Here is a 15236-nt window from a genome sequence, read left to right as displayed (position 1 = left end):
CGTGAGTTAACAATAAGCTTGTGCTAACATTATGCATCATACCCGCTAAGTTGATCTGAAAGATTTCTTATGAGACTAATTTCAATCAGTCTAATTGTTCCAGCTTTCTTTCTTGTCGCCTGCGTAAGTTCAAAAACAAGCAATTCCGTGCCCAAATCGCCTGCTCTACCTCCCCCGCCATTTAACGGGCCAAATTCTCCAGAAGCGCCAAAGCCTGATGACTTCACGCAAAATGATATTTTAGTCGGAGGGTATGCGCCAGCTGATATTGAAGATGAAGCTTCTATAAAAGCAAAAGAAATGGTGATTGACGCGATCTATAAACGTTTCCCAACCCGTGCGCTCGTAGACAAAGTGGATATGGAAATTCAGGTTGTAGCGGGATTGAACTATAGGTTTCAAATTGAAATGACTGGAAATCAAGCAAACAGAGATGTTTTCACAGGTGTCGTGTATCGCGATCTTGATGACAATTACAAACTTACGAGTCTGGACAGATTAAAGCGCTAAGCAGCGACAGATACCAATGTCCCAGGAATTGGCATGGCAGCTTTGACCTCTTTTTCAAAATCGATCAAATCTTCATCCAATTCTTCAAATTCCTTTTTGGCTTCTTTGAATTCTTCAGTTTTTTCAGGAGGTTCAGGAAGTGTGAACACACCTTTTTTACCAGCATGTTCAAATTCAAGTTTCAACTGTTTAGCAAACTCTCTGGCTTTATTGATAAAATCCATATTGCCGATATAGGCCATGTATTGCGGAGAATCTTTCGCCTTGACCCATTTCACATCGCTATTTTCTGACTGGCTCCCATAGGCATTTTGAGCGGCATTACGCCTAGATGCAGAATCGTCTTTTCCATAAACATCATTTACAGATTTACCGCCCTGTAAGTCCTTCAGACGATCTGCCCGTTTTTCTGTTTGCGTTTCATGCTTTGTCAGAAAATGAGATTTTGGTTCAACTGCTTCTGTGTCTTGCTCAGCGTTTTCTGCATACGCGCTGGCACTTTCGGCCGCCTCTACGTCTTCAACTTGCTTTTCTGCATCGCCAGCGGTGCTGCCAGCATCATCACTTGTTTTATCAGATGTGGGTGGCGTTCCTGCAGCCAATGCAGAAATGTTAGGCCCTTTTTTGCCAATCTCTCCCAATGCTTTTGCAGCGTCGGAGAATAGCTTCACAGCTTCCTTTAGTTGCTTTGCAATCCGCCCAAGCTGGCGCGCCATTTCTTTAGGATCGTTCGCCCAAACTTCTTTGATCATCTTAAATTCTTTAATGAGGCGCTCAATCTTTTCATGCGCTTCATTCTTCTTACGATAATGCTGGGCTTTTTCCGGATCTACCCCATGAAAGGGATCTGTTTCTTCAGTTTTATTAGAGTGAATCTGCTCTCTTATGATCGCATTAAATTCTTCTGGCGTCTTTTTAGGAAGCTCGGTTCGTTGTGCTTGTAGTGACTGTTCGCCAACAGATGCGCGCTTTTGAGCCTGCCCAATTTGGGGCGGCTGAAACAAAGCAACGCTCGACTGACCAATCAACAAACTCATAACAAACACTCTTTTTCGAGCATTCATTAAAGCACATTAGACTTAAAACCAGATGGATTTAGAAGCCAAAACTCATCAGCGCTGTAAGGACTTGATTAAGTTTTCTCTATTGCTTTTCCAACGTTCAGCGCTCTGCCCCCACACATCAACAAGATTTTCATCAAATGGCTTGGGTAAAAATACATCCTCTTCCAGCAGAGCAGAACCGAGGCGTTTTGCAAGTTTAAATGATGGCGTGTTTTCTTTATCAATAGTGTGAACAATTTTGGTCCACCCCAAAGCATCAACGGCATAATCCATACTCGCTATGGCAGCTTCAATCGCATAGCCCTTACCTTGAGCGGAACTCTTCAATCCCCAACCAACTTCAGTACCCAACCATGCTTCAGGATACCAAGGACCAATGCGCCCGAGCCATTCATTGCTCGATTTTTCAATAACCGAAAACATACCTACACCATGAGCTGTCCAGCTGCCAATCATGGTCATCAAAGCACGCCACGACATAGCGCGGTCCATCACGCCGCCAATGAAACGGGCATCTTCTTCATTGGACATAAAGTCAGCCCAAGCATCTAAATCATCCGCAATCGGAGGCCGGAGAATAAGCCTGTCTGTTTCAATAATGTTGGACATATCCCCTCCGCTAATAAACTATTTCGTCAAATCTTCTGCCAATGAATTTGCATATGACGTGATGTCACCAGCTCCCAAACACACAACCATATCACCCGGTTTTGCAAACGCTTTTATTGCCTCTGGAAGCGCAGTCAAACTTTCCAATACTCCTACATCCTTGTGGCCATGTTGACGAATGGATTTTACTAAAGTCTCGTGATTGATACCTTCAATGGGCTCCTCACCAGCTTCAAACACTGGCGCAATCAACACAGTATCGGCCATGTCAAAACATGTAGAAAATTCAGTGAAGAGATCGCTCAAACGAGAGTATCTATGCGGCTGCGCGACAGCAATAACATTGTTCTGGCCCTGCATAGAACGAGCAGCTTTTAGCACAGCTTCTATTTCAACTGGGTGGTGCCCATAATCATCGATAATTCGAACAGGTTCTTCACCCTCGACAGGAGCCCACTCGCCTGCCGGTGTAAAACGGCGTTTCACGCCACCAAATCCAGATAGACCAGCCAAAATTTGCTCGTCACTTGCACCAAGCTCAAGCGCAACAGTTACAGCCGCCAAAGCGTTCTGTACATTATGGTCTCCGGCCATTGGCAATGTTGCGCCCTTAATCATCCGCGGTGTGGCAGAACCGGGGCGACGCAATGCAATGTCAAAATGCGCCCCATTAAGATCAGTTGTTAAGTTCACAGCCCGCACATCTGCCTGACGATTAAACCCATATGTAATACGGCGACGGTCGATAATACGAGACGCCAAAGCCTGCACTTCTGGGTGATCCGTACAAAGAACCGCAAATCCGTAAAACGGGATATTTTCAACAAAAGTATCAAACGCGGCACGCAAATTTTCCATCGTGCCATAGTGTTCCATGTGCTCGGGATCGATATTTGTGACGATCGCAGCTGTCGGCGAAAGCTTGGTAAAAGTTCCATCACTTTCATCTGCTTCCAATACCATCCAATCACCGGCACCTGCTTTAGCGTTGGAGCCATAAGCATTGACTATACCGCCATTGATGACGGTTGGATCGATATCAGCTGCATCAAGGAGAGACGAGACCATTGTGGTTGTTGTAGTCTTCCCATGCGTACCAGCCACACACACAGTCCATTTCATACGCACAAGTTCAGCCAGCATATTGGCGCGGCGCACCACAGGAATACCAGCTGCACGGGCAGCATCCACCTCTGGGTTACCAGATTTGATCGCTGACGAAATTATGACAGCACCAGCATTCGCAACGTTATCTGCTTCATGCCCGATAAAGACCTTTGCGCCCTTCTTTCGAAGGCGTTCAATATTAGGTCCTTCCTTCATATCAGAACCTTGGACTTCATATCCCATCGTCAGCATAATTTCAGCAATACCGGACATCCCAATTCCACCAATACCAACAAGGTGTGCGGGGCCAAGGTCAAATGGTGATGGGTTCTTCTTCATAAGGATTGCTCTAGTCTAAGGTCTACTTTTGTACCGAATTCAAGATTCGTTTTTAACTTAAAACCACTAAAGGTTTGCGGCTTTTATGGCAATGTCGGCAAGTTCTTTCGTTGCCGTCAATGGGCCGAGTGCCTTCGCGGCAGCAGCTCTCAACTGCAACTCTTCTTCAGCCCTCAACGCTTCTTCTAGAACGCGTGCTAAAGTGTCTGCTGTAAAGTCTTTCTCTAATATCACATCCGCACCACCGCCAGCTTCCAAGCTTTCAGCATTCGCGCGCTGATGATCATCCATAGCGATTCCCAGCGGAACCAAGATAGCTGGACGCCCAGCTACGCTTAGTTCTGTCACTGTTCCGGCCCCGGAACGCGCAATAACTAAATGGGTCGCTGCTAACCGTTGATCCATATCAGAAAAGAAAGGTTTTAATTCGCACGTGACGCCAGCTTGATCGTATATGGCTTGTACATCTTCTATCTGATCCTCACGCACTTGCTGCACCATATGAAGCTTAAAACGCAGCTCTTCCGGTAGTAACCCAATAGCAGCCGGAACAATCTCACCAAACATTTTGGCCCCTTGGCTACCACCTGTCACAAGCAAATTTATTTTAGTATCTTGCCCTACTTCTGGATATGGAACATCTCGTACCGTCAATATAGGTGCACGCACTGGATTGCCCACTTCAATACGATGCCCCTCGGCATTAGCAGGAATTTTGTCCAATCTTCCAAACCCTGACGCGACTGTCACAGCAGTATTAGCGAACACACGATTCACACGCCCTAAAACCGCATTCTGCTCGTGAATTATAATCGGCACTCTAAGCGCCTTGGCAGCCGATAGAGACGGGAAACTTGGATATCCGCCAAACCCTGCAACCAAAGCCGGCTTTACCTTTTTCATATGTTTCTTGGCTGCACTAATCCCTGCCCGAATTTTAAAGGCTGCAGCCAATAATTTGTCAGGTCGCTTTGAACCGATGGTTGCCGCCTTAACTTGCTCGATCCACTCGGCAGGAAAATTCTCAACGTAGCGCATGCCCCGATCATCAGTCACCAAACCAACTCGCCACCCTCGCTTCACCATTTCCTCGGCGAAAGCCTGCGCAGGGAACATGTGGCCGCCGGTTCCACCAGCCGCGACTATCACCAATGGAGCAGAATCATTTGAAGATATTTTGGTCATTATGGAATAAACCGTCTCATTGAAATTTCGGGCCGTCGGCGGGTTAAAGCCAAAGCAAAGCCAAGAGTTAACGCTGATCCCATCAAAGAGCTACCTCCCGAGGAAATAAACGGAAGTGTCATCCCCTTATTCGGAATCAGAGCGATATTCACGCTGATATTAATGGCAGCTTGAAGGCCAAATAATGTAAATAGACCAACAGCTGCTGCACGGGGGTATGGATCTGGATGCCGTGACGCTGTGAAAATGCCTCTCACAGTAATTACGGCAAATAATATAATAAGCGCCAGACACACCAAAAGACCAAACTCTTCCCCTATGACGGAATAGATAAAATCTGTATGCGCATCCGGCAGATTATGCTTTATCTGCCCCTCTCCCATACCGGCCCCAAGCAGGCCACCACGCTCCAATGCCTCACGTGCTGTATCAACTTGATATGTGTCGTAATCAGATGGGTTGAGGAATGAATTCACACGATATCTTACGTGAGGAAACAGAGCAAAAAGTCCACCTCCCAGAGCTACAAATCCTGCTCCTAAACCCAGTACCCACCAAATTGAAATACCTGACACAAAGAAGGCTGCTAAGAACCCAGCAGTTAGCAATGCAGATTGTCCGACATCTGGTTGCAACAGCAAAAGCCCCATCGTCGCAACGTACAATGCAAAGGCAACTATAGTCCAAGGAGCATTGGGGAAATTTTCTCTTTGAGCTAATATCCAGCCGATCAACAAAACCAGCGCGGGCTTGACCACCTCGGAGGGCTGAAATGTGGACCCCGCAATCCTGATCCAGCGTTGGGCCCCTTTTGCTTCGTGTCCGAACATCAAAATATAGGCCATCAGCAAGAAACCACCAATAAATATGACGCCCGCCACACGCCTCGCCCAAGAAGGTGTCAGTATCGACGCTCCCACCAGTAATACAGCTGATACTGTCATGAAAAAGGCTTGACGATAAACGAAATGATAAGGATCTGAAAAACCAATTCTCTCAGCTGCCGCAGGCCCAGCAGCTAGAGACACAAGAAGGCCTACTCCCATCAAAAGGAAGAGGCTCGTCAACATCATCTTATCAACAGTTCGCCACCATTCAGCGATGAGAGATCTATCGGAACGTGCAAAGCTGGTCATTAATTGCCATCTCCCCGTTCTTCCTCATATCAAGCGATTTTAGTCTTTTTTTTGGCGTCCATTTGAATTGCATGCACTTCATTTTTAAAAGCATGCCCACGTGCTTCAAAGTCTTTAAATTGATCAAAACTCGCACAAGCAGGCGAGAATAGAATAACTGGATTTTTAATACCCGATTCAAGTGCATCACGATAAGCGGCAGTCACTGCCACATCCAATGTCTGACAATTTTGCGTCTTTGCTTTGCCCTTCATCACTTCGCTGAATTCCTTCATGGAATCCCCGATTAGATAGGCTTTTGATATGTTCTCAAAATGCGGCTCCAGCGCATCAATGCCATCATCCTTTGCACGCCCACCTGCTATCCAAAAAGCGTTTGGATATGCTCTCAATGCTTGCTCTGCAGCTTGTGCATTTGTGGCTTTGGAGTCGTTTACGAAAGCAACCTCACCAACCATTCCAACACTTTCAAGGCGATGCTCGAGTCCAGGGAAAGTGTTTAGGCCGTCCACAATTTCTGAGGCATCCAATCCTAGCGCCTGACATGCAGCATATGCCGCTGCGGCGTTCTGGTGATTGTGCTGTCCAGGTAAAGCTCTCGCTGATGATAAATCAACTGAAGCCTCTGCATGGCCAGACAAACTGTCAGTCAACACACCATCAAGAACAGAAACCCCACGCCCCAAAGCCATATCAGCAGATACCGGGCAAACACGGCGTGTATTTTCGGCGGCCAGACGCGTACATAAAATTTGTGTACGCATATCATCCACCCCAATGACGGCGGTGTCAGCTTGCGTCTGATTGCGGAAAATGCGGCTCTTTGCGGCTACATATCCCTGCATGCCACCATGACGATCCAAATGATCTGGTGAAACATTCAAGAACACAGCAACATCACAGCGCAAGCTATCAATAAGATCCAACTGATAAGATGAAAGCTCCAGCACATATATGGAGTTTGCATTCATCGCTTTAAGGTCAAGAACGCCCACACCAATATTACCGCCCACACGCACATCGCGGCCTGCTTTATTCAAGATATGGCCGATGAGTGAAGTCGTTGTTGATTTTCCGTTTGTGCCGGTAATTCCAATTATTTTGGGACGAGCGTGCGTTGGTAGTTCCGCAACAGCACGTGCGAACAATTCCATGTCTCCCACCACAGGCACACCCACCATTTGAGCCATTTTCACAACACGGTGTGGCTCAGGATATTTAAAAGGAACACCTGGTGATAAAACCAAAGCAGAGAACTTCTGCCAGTCCATCTTATTAATATCTGATACAGTCAGGCCTTCAGCTTCAGCTTTCTCACGCGTAACTTCGTTATCATCCCAAGCATGAACACGGGCACCACCCGCAGTCAGTGCTTTGGCTGCTGAGATTCCAGTCCGGCCTAAGCCGAATAGAGCTACATCTTTGCCTTTGTATACGGAAACAGGGATCATGCTTGCATTACCTCAGTTTCAACGTGGCCAGACCAATCAGCGCAAATACCGCTGATAGGATCCAGAAACGCACCACAACACGGGTTTCTGGCCAGCCATCTTTTTGGAAATGGTGGTGCAAAGGAGCCATTTTAAAAATGCGCTTGCCTTCACCTGTTAATTTGCGAGTTAACTTGAAATACCCGACCTGCATCATCACTGACATCACTTCCAAGACAAACAGGAAGCCGATGATTACCAAAGCAAATTCATGTTTCACCGCAACGGCTACAACACCAAGCAATCCACCAAGACCCAATGATCCTGTGTCCCCCATAAATACTTTTGCAGGGAATGTGTTGTACCATAAAAAGCCCATACCCGCGCCGATCAACGCAGAGAGCAATACTGCCAATTCACCTGTTCCTGGTGTGAACTGAATACCCAAATATTCGGCAAACACGAAGTTACCTGTTAGATAGGCAATTAAAGCATAAGCCATGGCAGAAAAGATCGTTGGAACAATCGCAAGACCATCCAAACCATCTGTGAAATTCACCGCATTGGCAAAACCTACGATAACAATCATTCCAAACGCTATGAACAATCCACCCAATGGGAAGAAATAATCATTTACAAAGGGAATAGCGACTCCACCTGCCGCGCTTTGCGGATTTGGATCTGCCGTTGTAGTTGGTGCTAGTGACGCAATCGCTTGTGAAATTTCATTTAAACTTCCCCACTCAGCATAGCCAAGTGGTGTGTGCGCTCCGTGCAATCCCATAATGAAGGCACATGCTATAGCAGCAACTGAGAATTCAATCCCCAAGCGAAGCATACTTGAAACACCATCTGTCGATTGTTTGGCTACTTTTGCATAATCATCAAGGAAACCGATAAAGGCGAATGTCAGTGTCACAAACAGAACAACCCAAACATACGGGTTTGTGAGATCACACCACAGCAGCGTTCCAACCAACATGGATAACCAGATTATAAATCCGCCCATAGTTGGAGTGCCCTGTTTGGACATTTGCGCTTCTAATGAAAGATCACGGATAGGTTGGCCTTTTCCCTGCCGAGAGCGCAACCAGTTGATCATCACGTCACCAAACAGAATGCCGACGAGTAATGCTGTTAGCAACGCTCCACCAGATCTGAATGACAGATATGTGAAAAGGTTGAGAAAACCATAGTCTTCGGCAAGTGGTGCTAAGAATAGATAAAGCATTATGCACCTCTCCCTTCAGAATTAGACATTTGATTAACTCTTCCTTCTTCGCTCAGAGAAACTTCTCTCAAAGCATTTGCAATAGTTGCTATTCCGGACGCATTCGAGCCTTTAATCAAGACGACATCACCACTTATTAACGATTTATTAACCAATAAAAGTAGTTCTTTTGAGGTTGACGTCCAACAAACCCCCGGTTCGTTTTGACTTTCGTGAAAATTATTACGGAGCGGTAACAATCCATCGCCAGCTAAGAATAGCTCAGACACACCAGCGTCCAAAATTGGCTGCTTCAACTCAGCGTGTAATTTATCCGCATCCGGACCTAATTCTTTCATCTCTCCAAGGATCGCAATCTTACGACCATCGCGTTGCCCGAGTGCCGCTAATCCAGCACGCATACTTTCGGGATTTGCATTATAAGCATCATCAAGAAGTGTGATTTCGCCAAAAGGCATTTTGAGAGTTTCGGCCGCACCGCGCCCCGCTGGAGGACGATATCCTTTGAGGCCATCAGCTGCCTCTTGAGCAGTCATGCCTGACAGGCGGCCCACCAGAATTGCAAGAACAGCATTTAATCCCCAATGCTCTCCTATAGCATCAAGTTCAAAACTGACTTCTTCACCTAAAATATCCGCCGTCCCGCGAGATTTATTTCCATCAGCTTCAAAAGATAACAGGCGAGCATCAGCTTCACTTCCCGCACTTCCAAATGATAAAAGAGAAGCTGTGGGCTGAGCATCAAAAGCTCGCGCTTTCATATAATCAAAAAAAGCATCTTCACGCGGCAAAATCGCTACACCATTTGGCTCCAAGCCGCAGAAAATATCTGATTTTTCATCTGCAACCGCCTCGATAGTGCCCATGCCTTCAAGGTGAGCACCAGCAATCTTTGTTACCAAGGCTATTTGGGGTCGAACCATACGTGATCGAGGTGCAATTTCACCCGGAGTGTTCATACCAATTTCGAAGATAGCACGCTTAGTATCACGCGGCATGCGAGCCAAAGTTAAAGGTACACCAAAGTGATTATTGAAAGATTTCACATTCCAATGCGCTTTTCCTTTGGAACGGAAAATCTGTGCAATCATTTCTTTAACGCTGGTCTTCCCAACTGATCCAGTGATCGCAGCATGGATAGCATTAGAGCGCTCTCTGGCGGCTAATCCCAAATTTACAAGAGCTTCAAGCGTATCATCAGTCTTTACACACGGCACACCCATATCATCTTTAGAAACAAGCGCACCAGCCGCTCCCTTCTCCAGAGACATGCCAACATACTCATGTCCGTCGCGCTGATCTTTTAGAGCAACAAATAAATCGCCTTTAGCCACTTCCCGGCTATCGATGGAAATGCCGCTGACCGCCCAATCGCCGGATAAGACACCACCTGCAGCGTCTGCTATTTCTTGTGCTGTCCAGAGAGTATCAACCATTATTGACCACCCTCCAATTCAGCAAGTGCAGAAAGCGCGGCTTCATGATCGGAGAATGGGAAAACTTCACCCTTGATGATCTGCCCAGTTTCATGCCCTTTACCAGCGATCATCAGTACATCGCCTTTTTGCAGGCGAGAAATACCCTCTTTAATTGCTTCGGCTCGACCTTCAATTTCAGTGGCGTTTGGCGCACCCTTCATGATAGCCGCGCGAATTGAAGCGGGATCTTCCGAGCGCGGGTTATCATCTGTAACAATCACTTCATCAGCAAACTTTGAGGCGATTTCACCCATAATTGGACGTTTGCCTGCATCACGGTCACCACCACAGCCAAACACACAGATCACACGGCCAGCAGCATGTGGGCGTGCCGCACGCAGCAATACATCCAGACCGTCAGGCGTGTGTGCAAAGTCAACAAATACACCAGCGCCATTTTGTGTTTCCGCAACAAGCTCAAGACGCCCTTTAACACCCTTCAGTTTTTCCATAGCGCTAAAAACAGATGTAGGTTCAGCGCCCAATGACATAGCCAATCCAGCAGCTGTTAACGCATTCAATGCCTGAAACTCACCTATGAGAGGCAGGTTGACGATAGTTTCCTTATCACCGTCATCAGTTTCCCACTGCAATTGTAGCTTTTGCCCTGTATTACGCGGTGTGATCTCATCAATCCAAAGATGATCGCCACGCCACCCAACAGTGAATGGCTTTAAATTAGCAGCTTCTGCCACTGCCAAAGCCTTATCTTTCATATCACTATCTGCATTGATAACTGCCGGTGCGCCTTCCGGCACAAGCTCTGTAAACAGCTTCATCTTGGCAGTAAAATAATCATCTAAATCTTTGTGATAATCCAAATGATCCTGAGACAGGTTGAGGAAAGCACCTGCCGCAAGCTTAACACCGTGCATACGATATTGCGCAAGGCCGTGTGAAGAAGCCTCCATAGCGCAATGCGTTACCCCTTCTTTTGCCAAAATAGCCAAGGTCGATTGCACGGCGACAGGATCAGGCGTTGTATGCCCTAGCTCAACTGCACCGGATGGACCAACTGCGCCTAAAGTCCCAACAGACGCTGATACAAGCCCGATATCTTCCCAAATCTGACGTAGAAAATCGACAGTTGAAGATTTTCCGTTTGTACCTGTCACAGCAACCATAGTTTCTGGCTGGACGCCATAAAAAGCGGCTGCAGCATTTGCCAACACAAGACGTGGTTCTGCAACCTTAACAGCGGGAATGTCCCACTCACCTTCACGTTCATCAGTAAGGATAGCCACTGCACCTTTATCAATAGCTGATTGAATAAAGTCGCGGCCATCCGAAACTGTGCCTTTTATAGCGGCAAACACAAACCCTGGGGCTACTTTTCGGCTATCACTGGTTAGACCTGTAAATTCCCAATCAGGTGCATTTTCAAAGACTTGGCTTAATTTCATAGCGCCCTCTCATCTGATACGGTGCGTACACCTGATGCTTTTTGTGATGTTGAACGACGTTTTTCTAAAACAGGATCGACACCCAGCATTGGCGCAATACGCGCAATTAAACGCCCCGTAAGAGGTGCAGCATTCATCGCAGCTGTTTTACCTTCACCTTCTCTCGCCTCGGGTTCATCCAAAACAATCAAAACGACATATTCAGGGCGAGATGCAGGAAAGAAGGACACAAAAGAACAGATATTGCGATCATAATCATAACCATCAGGTCCCGGCTTCTCTGCGGTTCCAGTTTTGCCCGCTATTTCATACCCATAGACATCCGCTCTGGTTCCCGTGCCTTCTACGACTGTTGTGCGCATCATTTCCGCGATAACACGAGCGGTAGGTGCGGAAATCACTCGGGTTAGATCAATTTCATCTTCTGGCTCTGGCTCGATGAAACGTGGACGTACCATTTCACCGTCATTTGCAATTGCCGTGAATGCAGCTGCTAGCGCCAATGGCGAAACAGCTAAACCATGCCCATATGAAATTGTGGCACCAGACAATTCATTCCACTCTGGTGGTAAAATTGGTGCGGCAGCGCCAGGAAATACGATTTGCGGACGAGACAACAATCCAAGACTGTCCAAAAACTCTTTTTGTTGACGCAAATCCAATAATTGAGAGATTTTCACCGTTCCAACATTTGAAGAATGCGCCAAAATATCAGTGACAGTTGCAACAGAACTAATTGGATGACGATCCTTAATCGTGATCGAACCAAATTGAAGATTTCTAGCCACATTAAACTTTTCAGTGGGACGCAATACACCCGCATCCAAAGCCGCAGCAACTGTCAAAGGTTTGAACACTGAACCAAGCTCAAACACACCATTAATCGCACGGTTCAATCTCTGATCATCAACAGCATCACCCGCACGATTAGGGTCAAAAGTCGGCCAAGAAGCAACAGCACGGACAGCTCCGGTTTTTACATCCAGCACAATCCCCGAACCACCTTTAATATTAAAGGCTTCAGCGGCAAAGTTTAGCTCATCCTCCAGCGCAAATTGAACGCCTGTATCAATTGTCAGTTTTAGTGGCGCAGCACCCGCAGCCAAGCGTTCTTGATGGGCCAACTCCAATCCAGAAATGCCTTTTGAATCGACATTTGTGTATCCAATTAAGTGCCCCGCAAGAGAACCGCCAGTATAAATGCGTTGAACTTCTTTTTCAAAACGCAAACCCTCAAGCCCTAAATCGTATACAGCTTGGCGCTGACGAGGTGACACTTTACGGCGGATCCATACAAACTTTCGATCCGGATCCTGAAGGCGTGCCACTAATCGCTCGACATTTAGATCAGGAAAAACTGTAGCGAGCCCATCAGCAACTTCACGCGCATCCCAAATTTCCTGAGGCGCAGCTGCCAAACTATCAATGGTCAGTGAAGTCGCTAGCAATTCATCATTGCGGTCCACAATATCCGCACGTTTGGCGGCAATTTGAACCGTTTTAGAAGCGACACTCGTCTCATGTGTACCGCCCAAAGCAATTGTTGTGGCTCTCCATGTCACAACCGCAAACATAAGCGCAACCACACCAGCAACACTTACCGCCCGGATGCTCGCCCATCGGTCACCAGCACCATCAAAATGCAAGGAATGGATCAGAGAATTACTCAACTTCATTGAGCAGCCTCCTTGGCAACTTCATCCACCGGCTTAGTATCAAACGCAACTTCGCCAGACATTTGTTCTGGACGCACGGGCCCCATACCTAATTTTTCACTTGCCAATTGTCCGATACGCTCAGGACGCGAAAGATGCGCTTCCTCAGCCTTTAAAACGCGCAAATCCTCTTTTTCAGCAGCTATCTCTTTTTCAAGCTGAGCAATCTTCGCCTCAGATTCCTGCGCACCTTCTTTTGCGCGGTACACAGATACCGACAACAAAGCGATCACAAAAAGGGATATGACGATCAGGCGTTTCATTTCGCGAGTAACGCCTCCAAAACATCCAATGTTGGAATGCGGGAGTTCAATCCAGAGTGCTCACCCCATGCAGGAGCATCTGTGCGGATAGCCCAACGTAATTTTGAAGAACGAGACCTTGGATTAGCAGACACTTCATCGTCGGTTGGATCAATTGCTTTTCGAGCAACCAATTCAAAAGTAGGAGCATTTTTCGCTTTAACTTCAGGTGCATGTCGTGATCCACCACCCATAGCACCACCGCGCTCACGTAGAAAAGTTTTCACGATGCGATCTTCCAGTGAGTGAAAAGTCACAACAACTAGACGACCACCAGATTTGATGACCTCTTCGCTCGCCACCAGTGCACGTACCAACTCGCCCAATTCGTCATTTACATAAAGACGCAGCGCCTGAAAGACACGCGTAGCCGGATGAGTTTTCTTCCCTCGACGCCCACCAACACTGGCTTCAATCAAATTTGCCAAATCTAGTGTTTGCGTAAATTTTTCTTCGTCGCGACGCTTTACGATCTGCTTCGCAATTCGACGAGAGGCTGGCTCTTCGCCATAAAAATGAAAGATGGCCGCCAAATCTTTTTCAGACATCAAGTTCACAGCATCCGCAGCAGACGGCCCTCGCTGTTCCATCCGCATATCCAATGGACCGTCACGCATGAAAGAGAAACCACGTTCCGCCTGATCAATCTGATATGAAGACACGCCAAGATCGAGCATCACGCCGTCTACATATTCATATCCGGCAGCGCGCGCAGCTAAATCCAACTCTCCAAAACGCCCTGGAGCCGGCTTTAAACGCGGATCCTTTCCGGCGTGATCCCAAGCACGTTGCATGGCATCTGGATCACGGTCCACACCCAATACAACACAATCAGCCACAGCAAGCACAGCGCGTGAATATCCGCCGCCACCATAAGTGCCATCTATATAAACGCTTCCATCAGTTGGAGCCAAAGCTTCAACAACAGGTTCTAGCAAGACGGGGATATGAGTTCCTTCTTGGGTCACGCCACATCCTCATCATCAAAATCAAAGTCGAGATCTAAAGACTCGATCATCTCGCCACTATCAGCAGCCAATTCAATAAATTCAGCCCGTTTTGCTTCTAGTGCTTCTTTGGACCAAATCTCAAAACGCTCACCTAGACCAACAAAGGCGACTTCGCCCGTAATGCCAGCTGAATCCAAAAATTTTTGTGGCAAAACAATTCGACCGCCAGCGCCATCAAACTGCAATTCCTTACATTCACCCAAAATACCATATTCCAGCGCTTGGCGACGCGGATCCATCGGCTTCATTTTCCGGATAGATTTGTAAAGATTGTTCACCAGCTTTTTACTCCCGCCTTCTAGACAATTCTTGTTCTTACCAAAAGAAGGCCAAACACAGATGACATCATCACCACCTAGAGCTTTGCGAAAAGAAGCAGGTACAGAAACCCTGTTCTTCGCATCGATCTTGCTTTCATAGGTGGATAAAAACATGCCCCGTGGTCAGCCCTAATTAATTGATAGATTGCTCAAGAACGCGAGCGATACACATCACCTTGAGAGCAACAGCCCAGCCTCAAAAGCGATAATTAGGGATACCATGGGAATTGATGGGACGTCGACCCTTTAAACTCTTTATTAACTATTGTTAGTGGTGAACATTTAGAGAATATAGTGTGAACTTAACATTTTCCCTGTGAATAGCTCGAAAACACAGCCCCTTTTTGTAGAGCTTTTACCAATTCATCTAAGAACTATTTTTTCAGGTGATTAACAC

General features: G+C 46.9%; 14 protein-coding genes. 1 reads left to right on the top strand and 13 read right to left on the bottom strand.

Translation table 11 applies throughout. The features are described 5' to 3' along the window. The first annotated feature begins 69 nt into the window (after positions 1-69). Positions 70-510 carry a hypothetical protein gene (locus F551_RS0112020; protein WP_018997760.1) on the top strand — a complete coding sequence of 147 codons (441 nt, stop codon included), beginning with the start codon at positions 70-72 and terminating at the stop codon, positions 508-510. On the opposite strand, the gene F551_RS0112015 is transcribed toward F551_RS0112020, so the two are convergent. The 13 genes from F551_RS0112015 to F551_RS0111955 all read right to left on the bottom strand — a co-directional run bounded on the left by F551_RS0112015 (position 507) and on the right by F551_RS0111955 (position 14953). Next, on the bottom strand, positions 507-1547 hold the full coding sequence (locus F551_RS0112015; protein WP_155825975.1) for a hypothetical protein: 1041 nt from the start codon (positions 1545-1547) through the stop codon (positions 507-509). The two genes, F551_RS0112020 and F551_RS0112015, sit on opposite strands and share 4 nt — an antisense overlap. Positions 1548-1622: 75 nt before the next feature. Next, positions 1623-2183 carry a GNAT family N-acetyltransferase gene (locus F551_RS0112010; protein WP_018997758.1) on the bottom strand — a complete coding sequence of 187 codons (561 nt, stop codon included), beginning with the start codon at positions 2181-2183 and terminating at the stop codon, positions 1623-1625. Between the two features lie 18 nt (positions 2184-2201). Then, entirely contained in the window at positions 2202-3629 is a 1428-nt protein-coding gene (gene murC, locus F551_RS0112005) for a UDP-N-acetylmuramate--L-alanine ligase (RefSeq protein WP_018997757.1), read from the bottom strand. A gap of 66 nt (positions 3630-3695) precedes the next feature. After that, positions 3696-4814: an undecaprenyldiphospho-muramoylpentapeptide beta-N-acetylglucosaminyltransferase gene (gene murG, locus F551_RS0112000; RefSeq protein ID WP_018997756.1), complete on the bottom strand. Its 1119-nt coding sequence runs from the start codon at positions 4812-4814 to the stop codon at positions 3696-3698. Continuing rightward, positions 4814-5950 (bottom strand): FtsW/RodA/SpoVE family cell cycle protein, encoded by a 1137-nt coding sequence (locus F551_RS0111995; RefSeq protein ID WP_018997755.1) that lies wholly within the window; start codon positions 5948-5950, stop codon positions 4814-4816. Before F551_RS0111995 ends, murG begins: the two co-directional genes overlap by 1 nt. Before the next feature lie 29 nt (positions 5951-5979). Then, on the bottom strand, positions 5980-7401 hold the full coding sequence (murD, locus tag F551_RS0111990; RefSeq protein ID WP_018997754.1) for a UDP-N-acetylmuramoyl-L-alanine--D-glutamate ligase: 1422 nt from the start codon (positions 7399-7401) through the stop codon (positions 5980-5982). A 7-nt stretch (positions 7402-7408) separates the two neighbouring features. Beyond that, entirely contained in the window at positions 7409-8611 is a 1203-nt protein-coding gene (gene mraY, locus F551_RS0111985) for a phospho-N-acetylmuramoyl-pentapeptide-transferase (RefSeq protein WP_018997753.1), read from the bottom strand. Further along, positions 8611-10047 carry a UDP-N-acetylmuramoyl-tripeptide--D-alanyl-D-alanine ligase gene (locus tag F551_RS0111980; protein ID WP_018997752.1) on the bottom strand — a complete coding sequence of 479 codons (1437 nt, stop codon included), beginning with the start codon at positions 10045-10047 and terminating at the stop codon, positions 8611-8613. Before F551_RS0111980 ends, mraY begins: the two co-directional genes overlap by 1 nt. Further along, positions 10047-11492, bottom strand: coding sequence for a UDP-N-acetylmuramoyl-L-alanyl-D-glutamate--2,6-diaminopimelate ligase (locus tag F551_RS0111975; RefSeq protein ID WP_018997751.1), 1446 nt, complete (start codon positions 11490-11492; stop codon positions 10047-10049). The genes F551_RS0111980 and F551_RS0111975 overlap by 1 nt, the downstream gene beginning before the upstream one ends. Further along, the gene (locus F551_RS0111970; protein WP_018997750.1) at positions 11489-13168 is read right to left on the bottom strand and encodes a peptidoglycan D,D-transpeptidase FtsI family protein; all 1680 of its coding nucleotides are present in this window, start codon (positions 13166-13168) and stop codon (positions 11489-11491) included. Before F551_RS0111970 ends, F551_RS0111975 begins: the two co-directional genes overlap by 4 nt. Beyond that, entirely contained in the window at positions 13165-13470 is a 306-nt protein-coding gene (gene ftsL, locus F551_RS0111965) for a cell division protein FtsL (RefSeq protein ID WP_018997749.1), read from the bottom strand. Before ftsL ends, F551_RS0111970 begins: the two co-directional genes overlap by 4 nt. Continuing rightward, the gene (rsmH, locus tag F551_RS0111960; RefSeq protein ID WP_018997748.1) at positions 13467-14477 is read right to left on the bottom strand and encodes a 16S rRNA (cytosine(1402)-N(4))-methyltransferase RsmH; all 1011 of its coding nucleotides are present in this window, start codon (positions 14475-14477) and stop codon (positions 13467-13469) included. The genes ftsL and rsmH overlap by 4 nt, the downstream gene beginning before the upstream one ends. Further along, positions 14474-14953, bottom strand: coding sequence for a division/cell wall cluster transcriptional repressor MraZ (locus F551_RS0111955; protein ID WP_018997747.1), 480 nt, complete (start codon positions 14951-14953; stop codon positions 14474-14476). The genes rsmH and F551_RS0111955 overlap by 4 nt, the downstream gene beginning before the upstream one ends. Between the last annotated feature and the right edge of the window lie 283 nt (positions 14954-15236).

This window comes from Hirschia maritima DSM 19733 (assembly GCF_000378345.1).
In the GTDB taxonomy this organism is placed as follows: domain Bacteria; phylum Pseudomonadota; class Alphaproteobacteria; order Caulobacterales; family Hyphomonadaceae; genus Hirschia; species Hirschia maritima.
The sequence above is the reverse complement of the archived record's forward strand: the minus strand, read 5'-3'. Positions and strand labels throughout refer to the sequence as shown.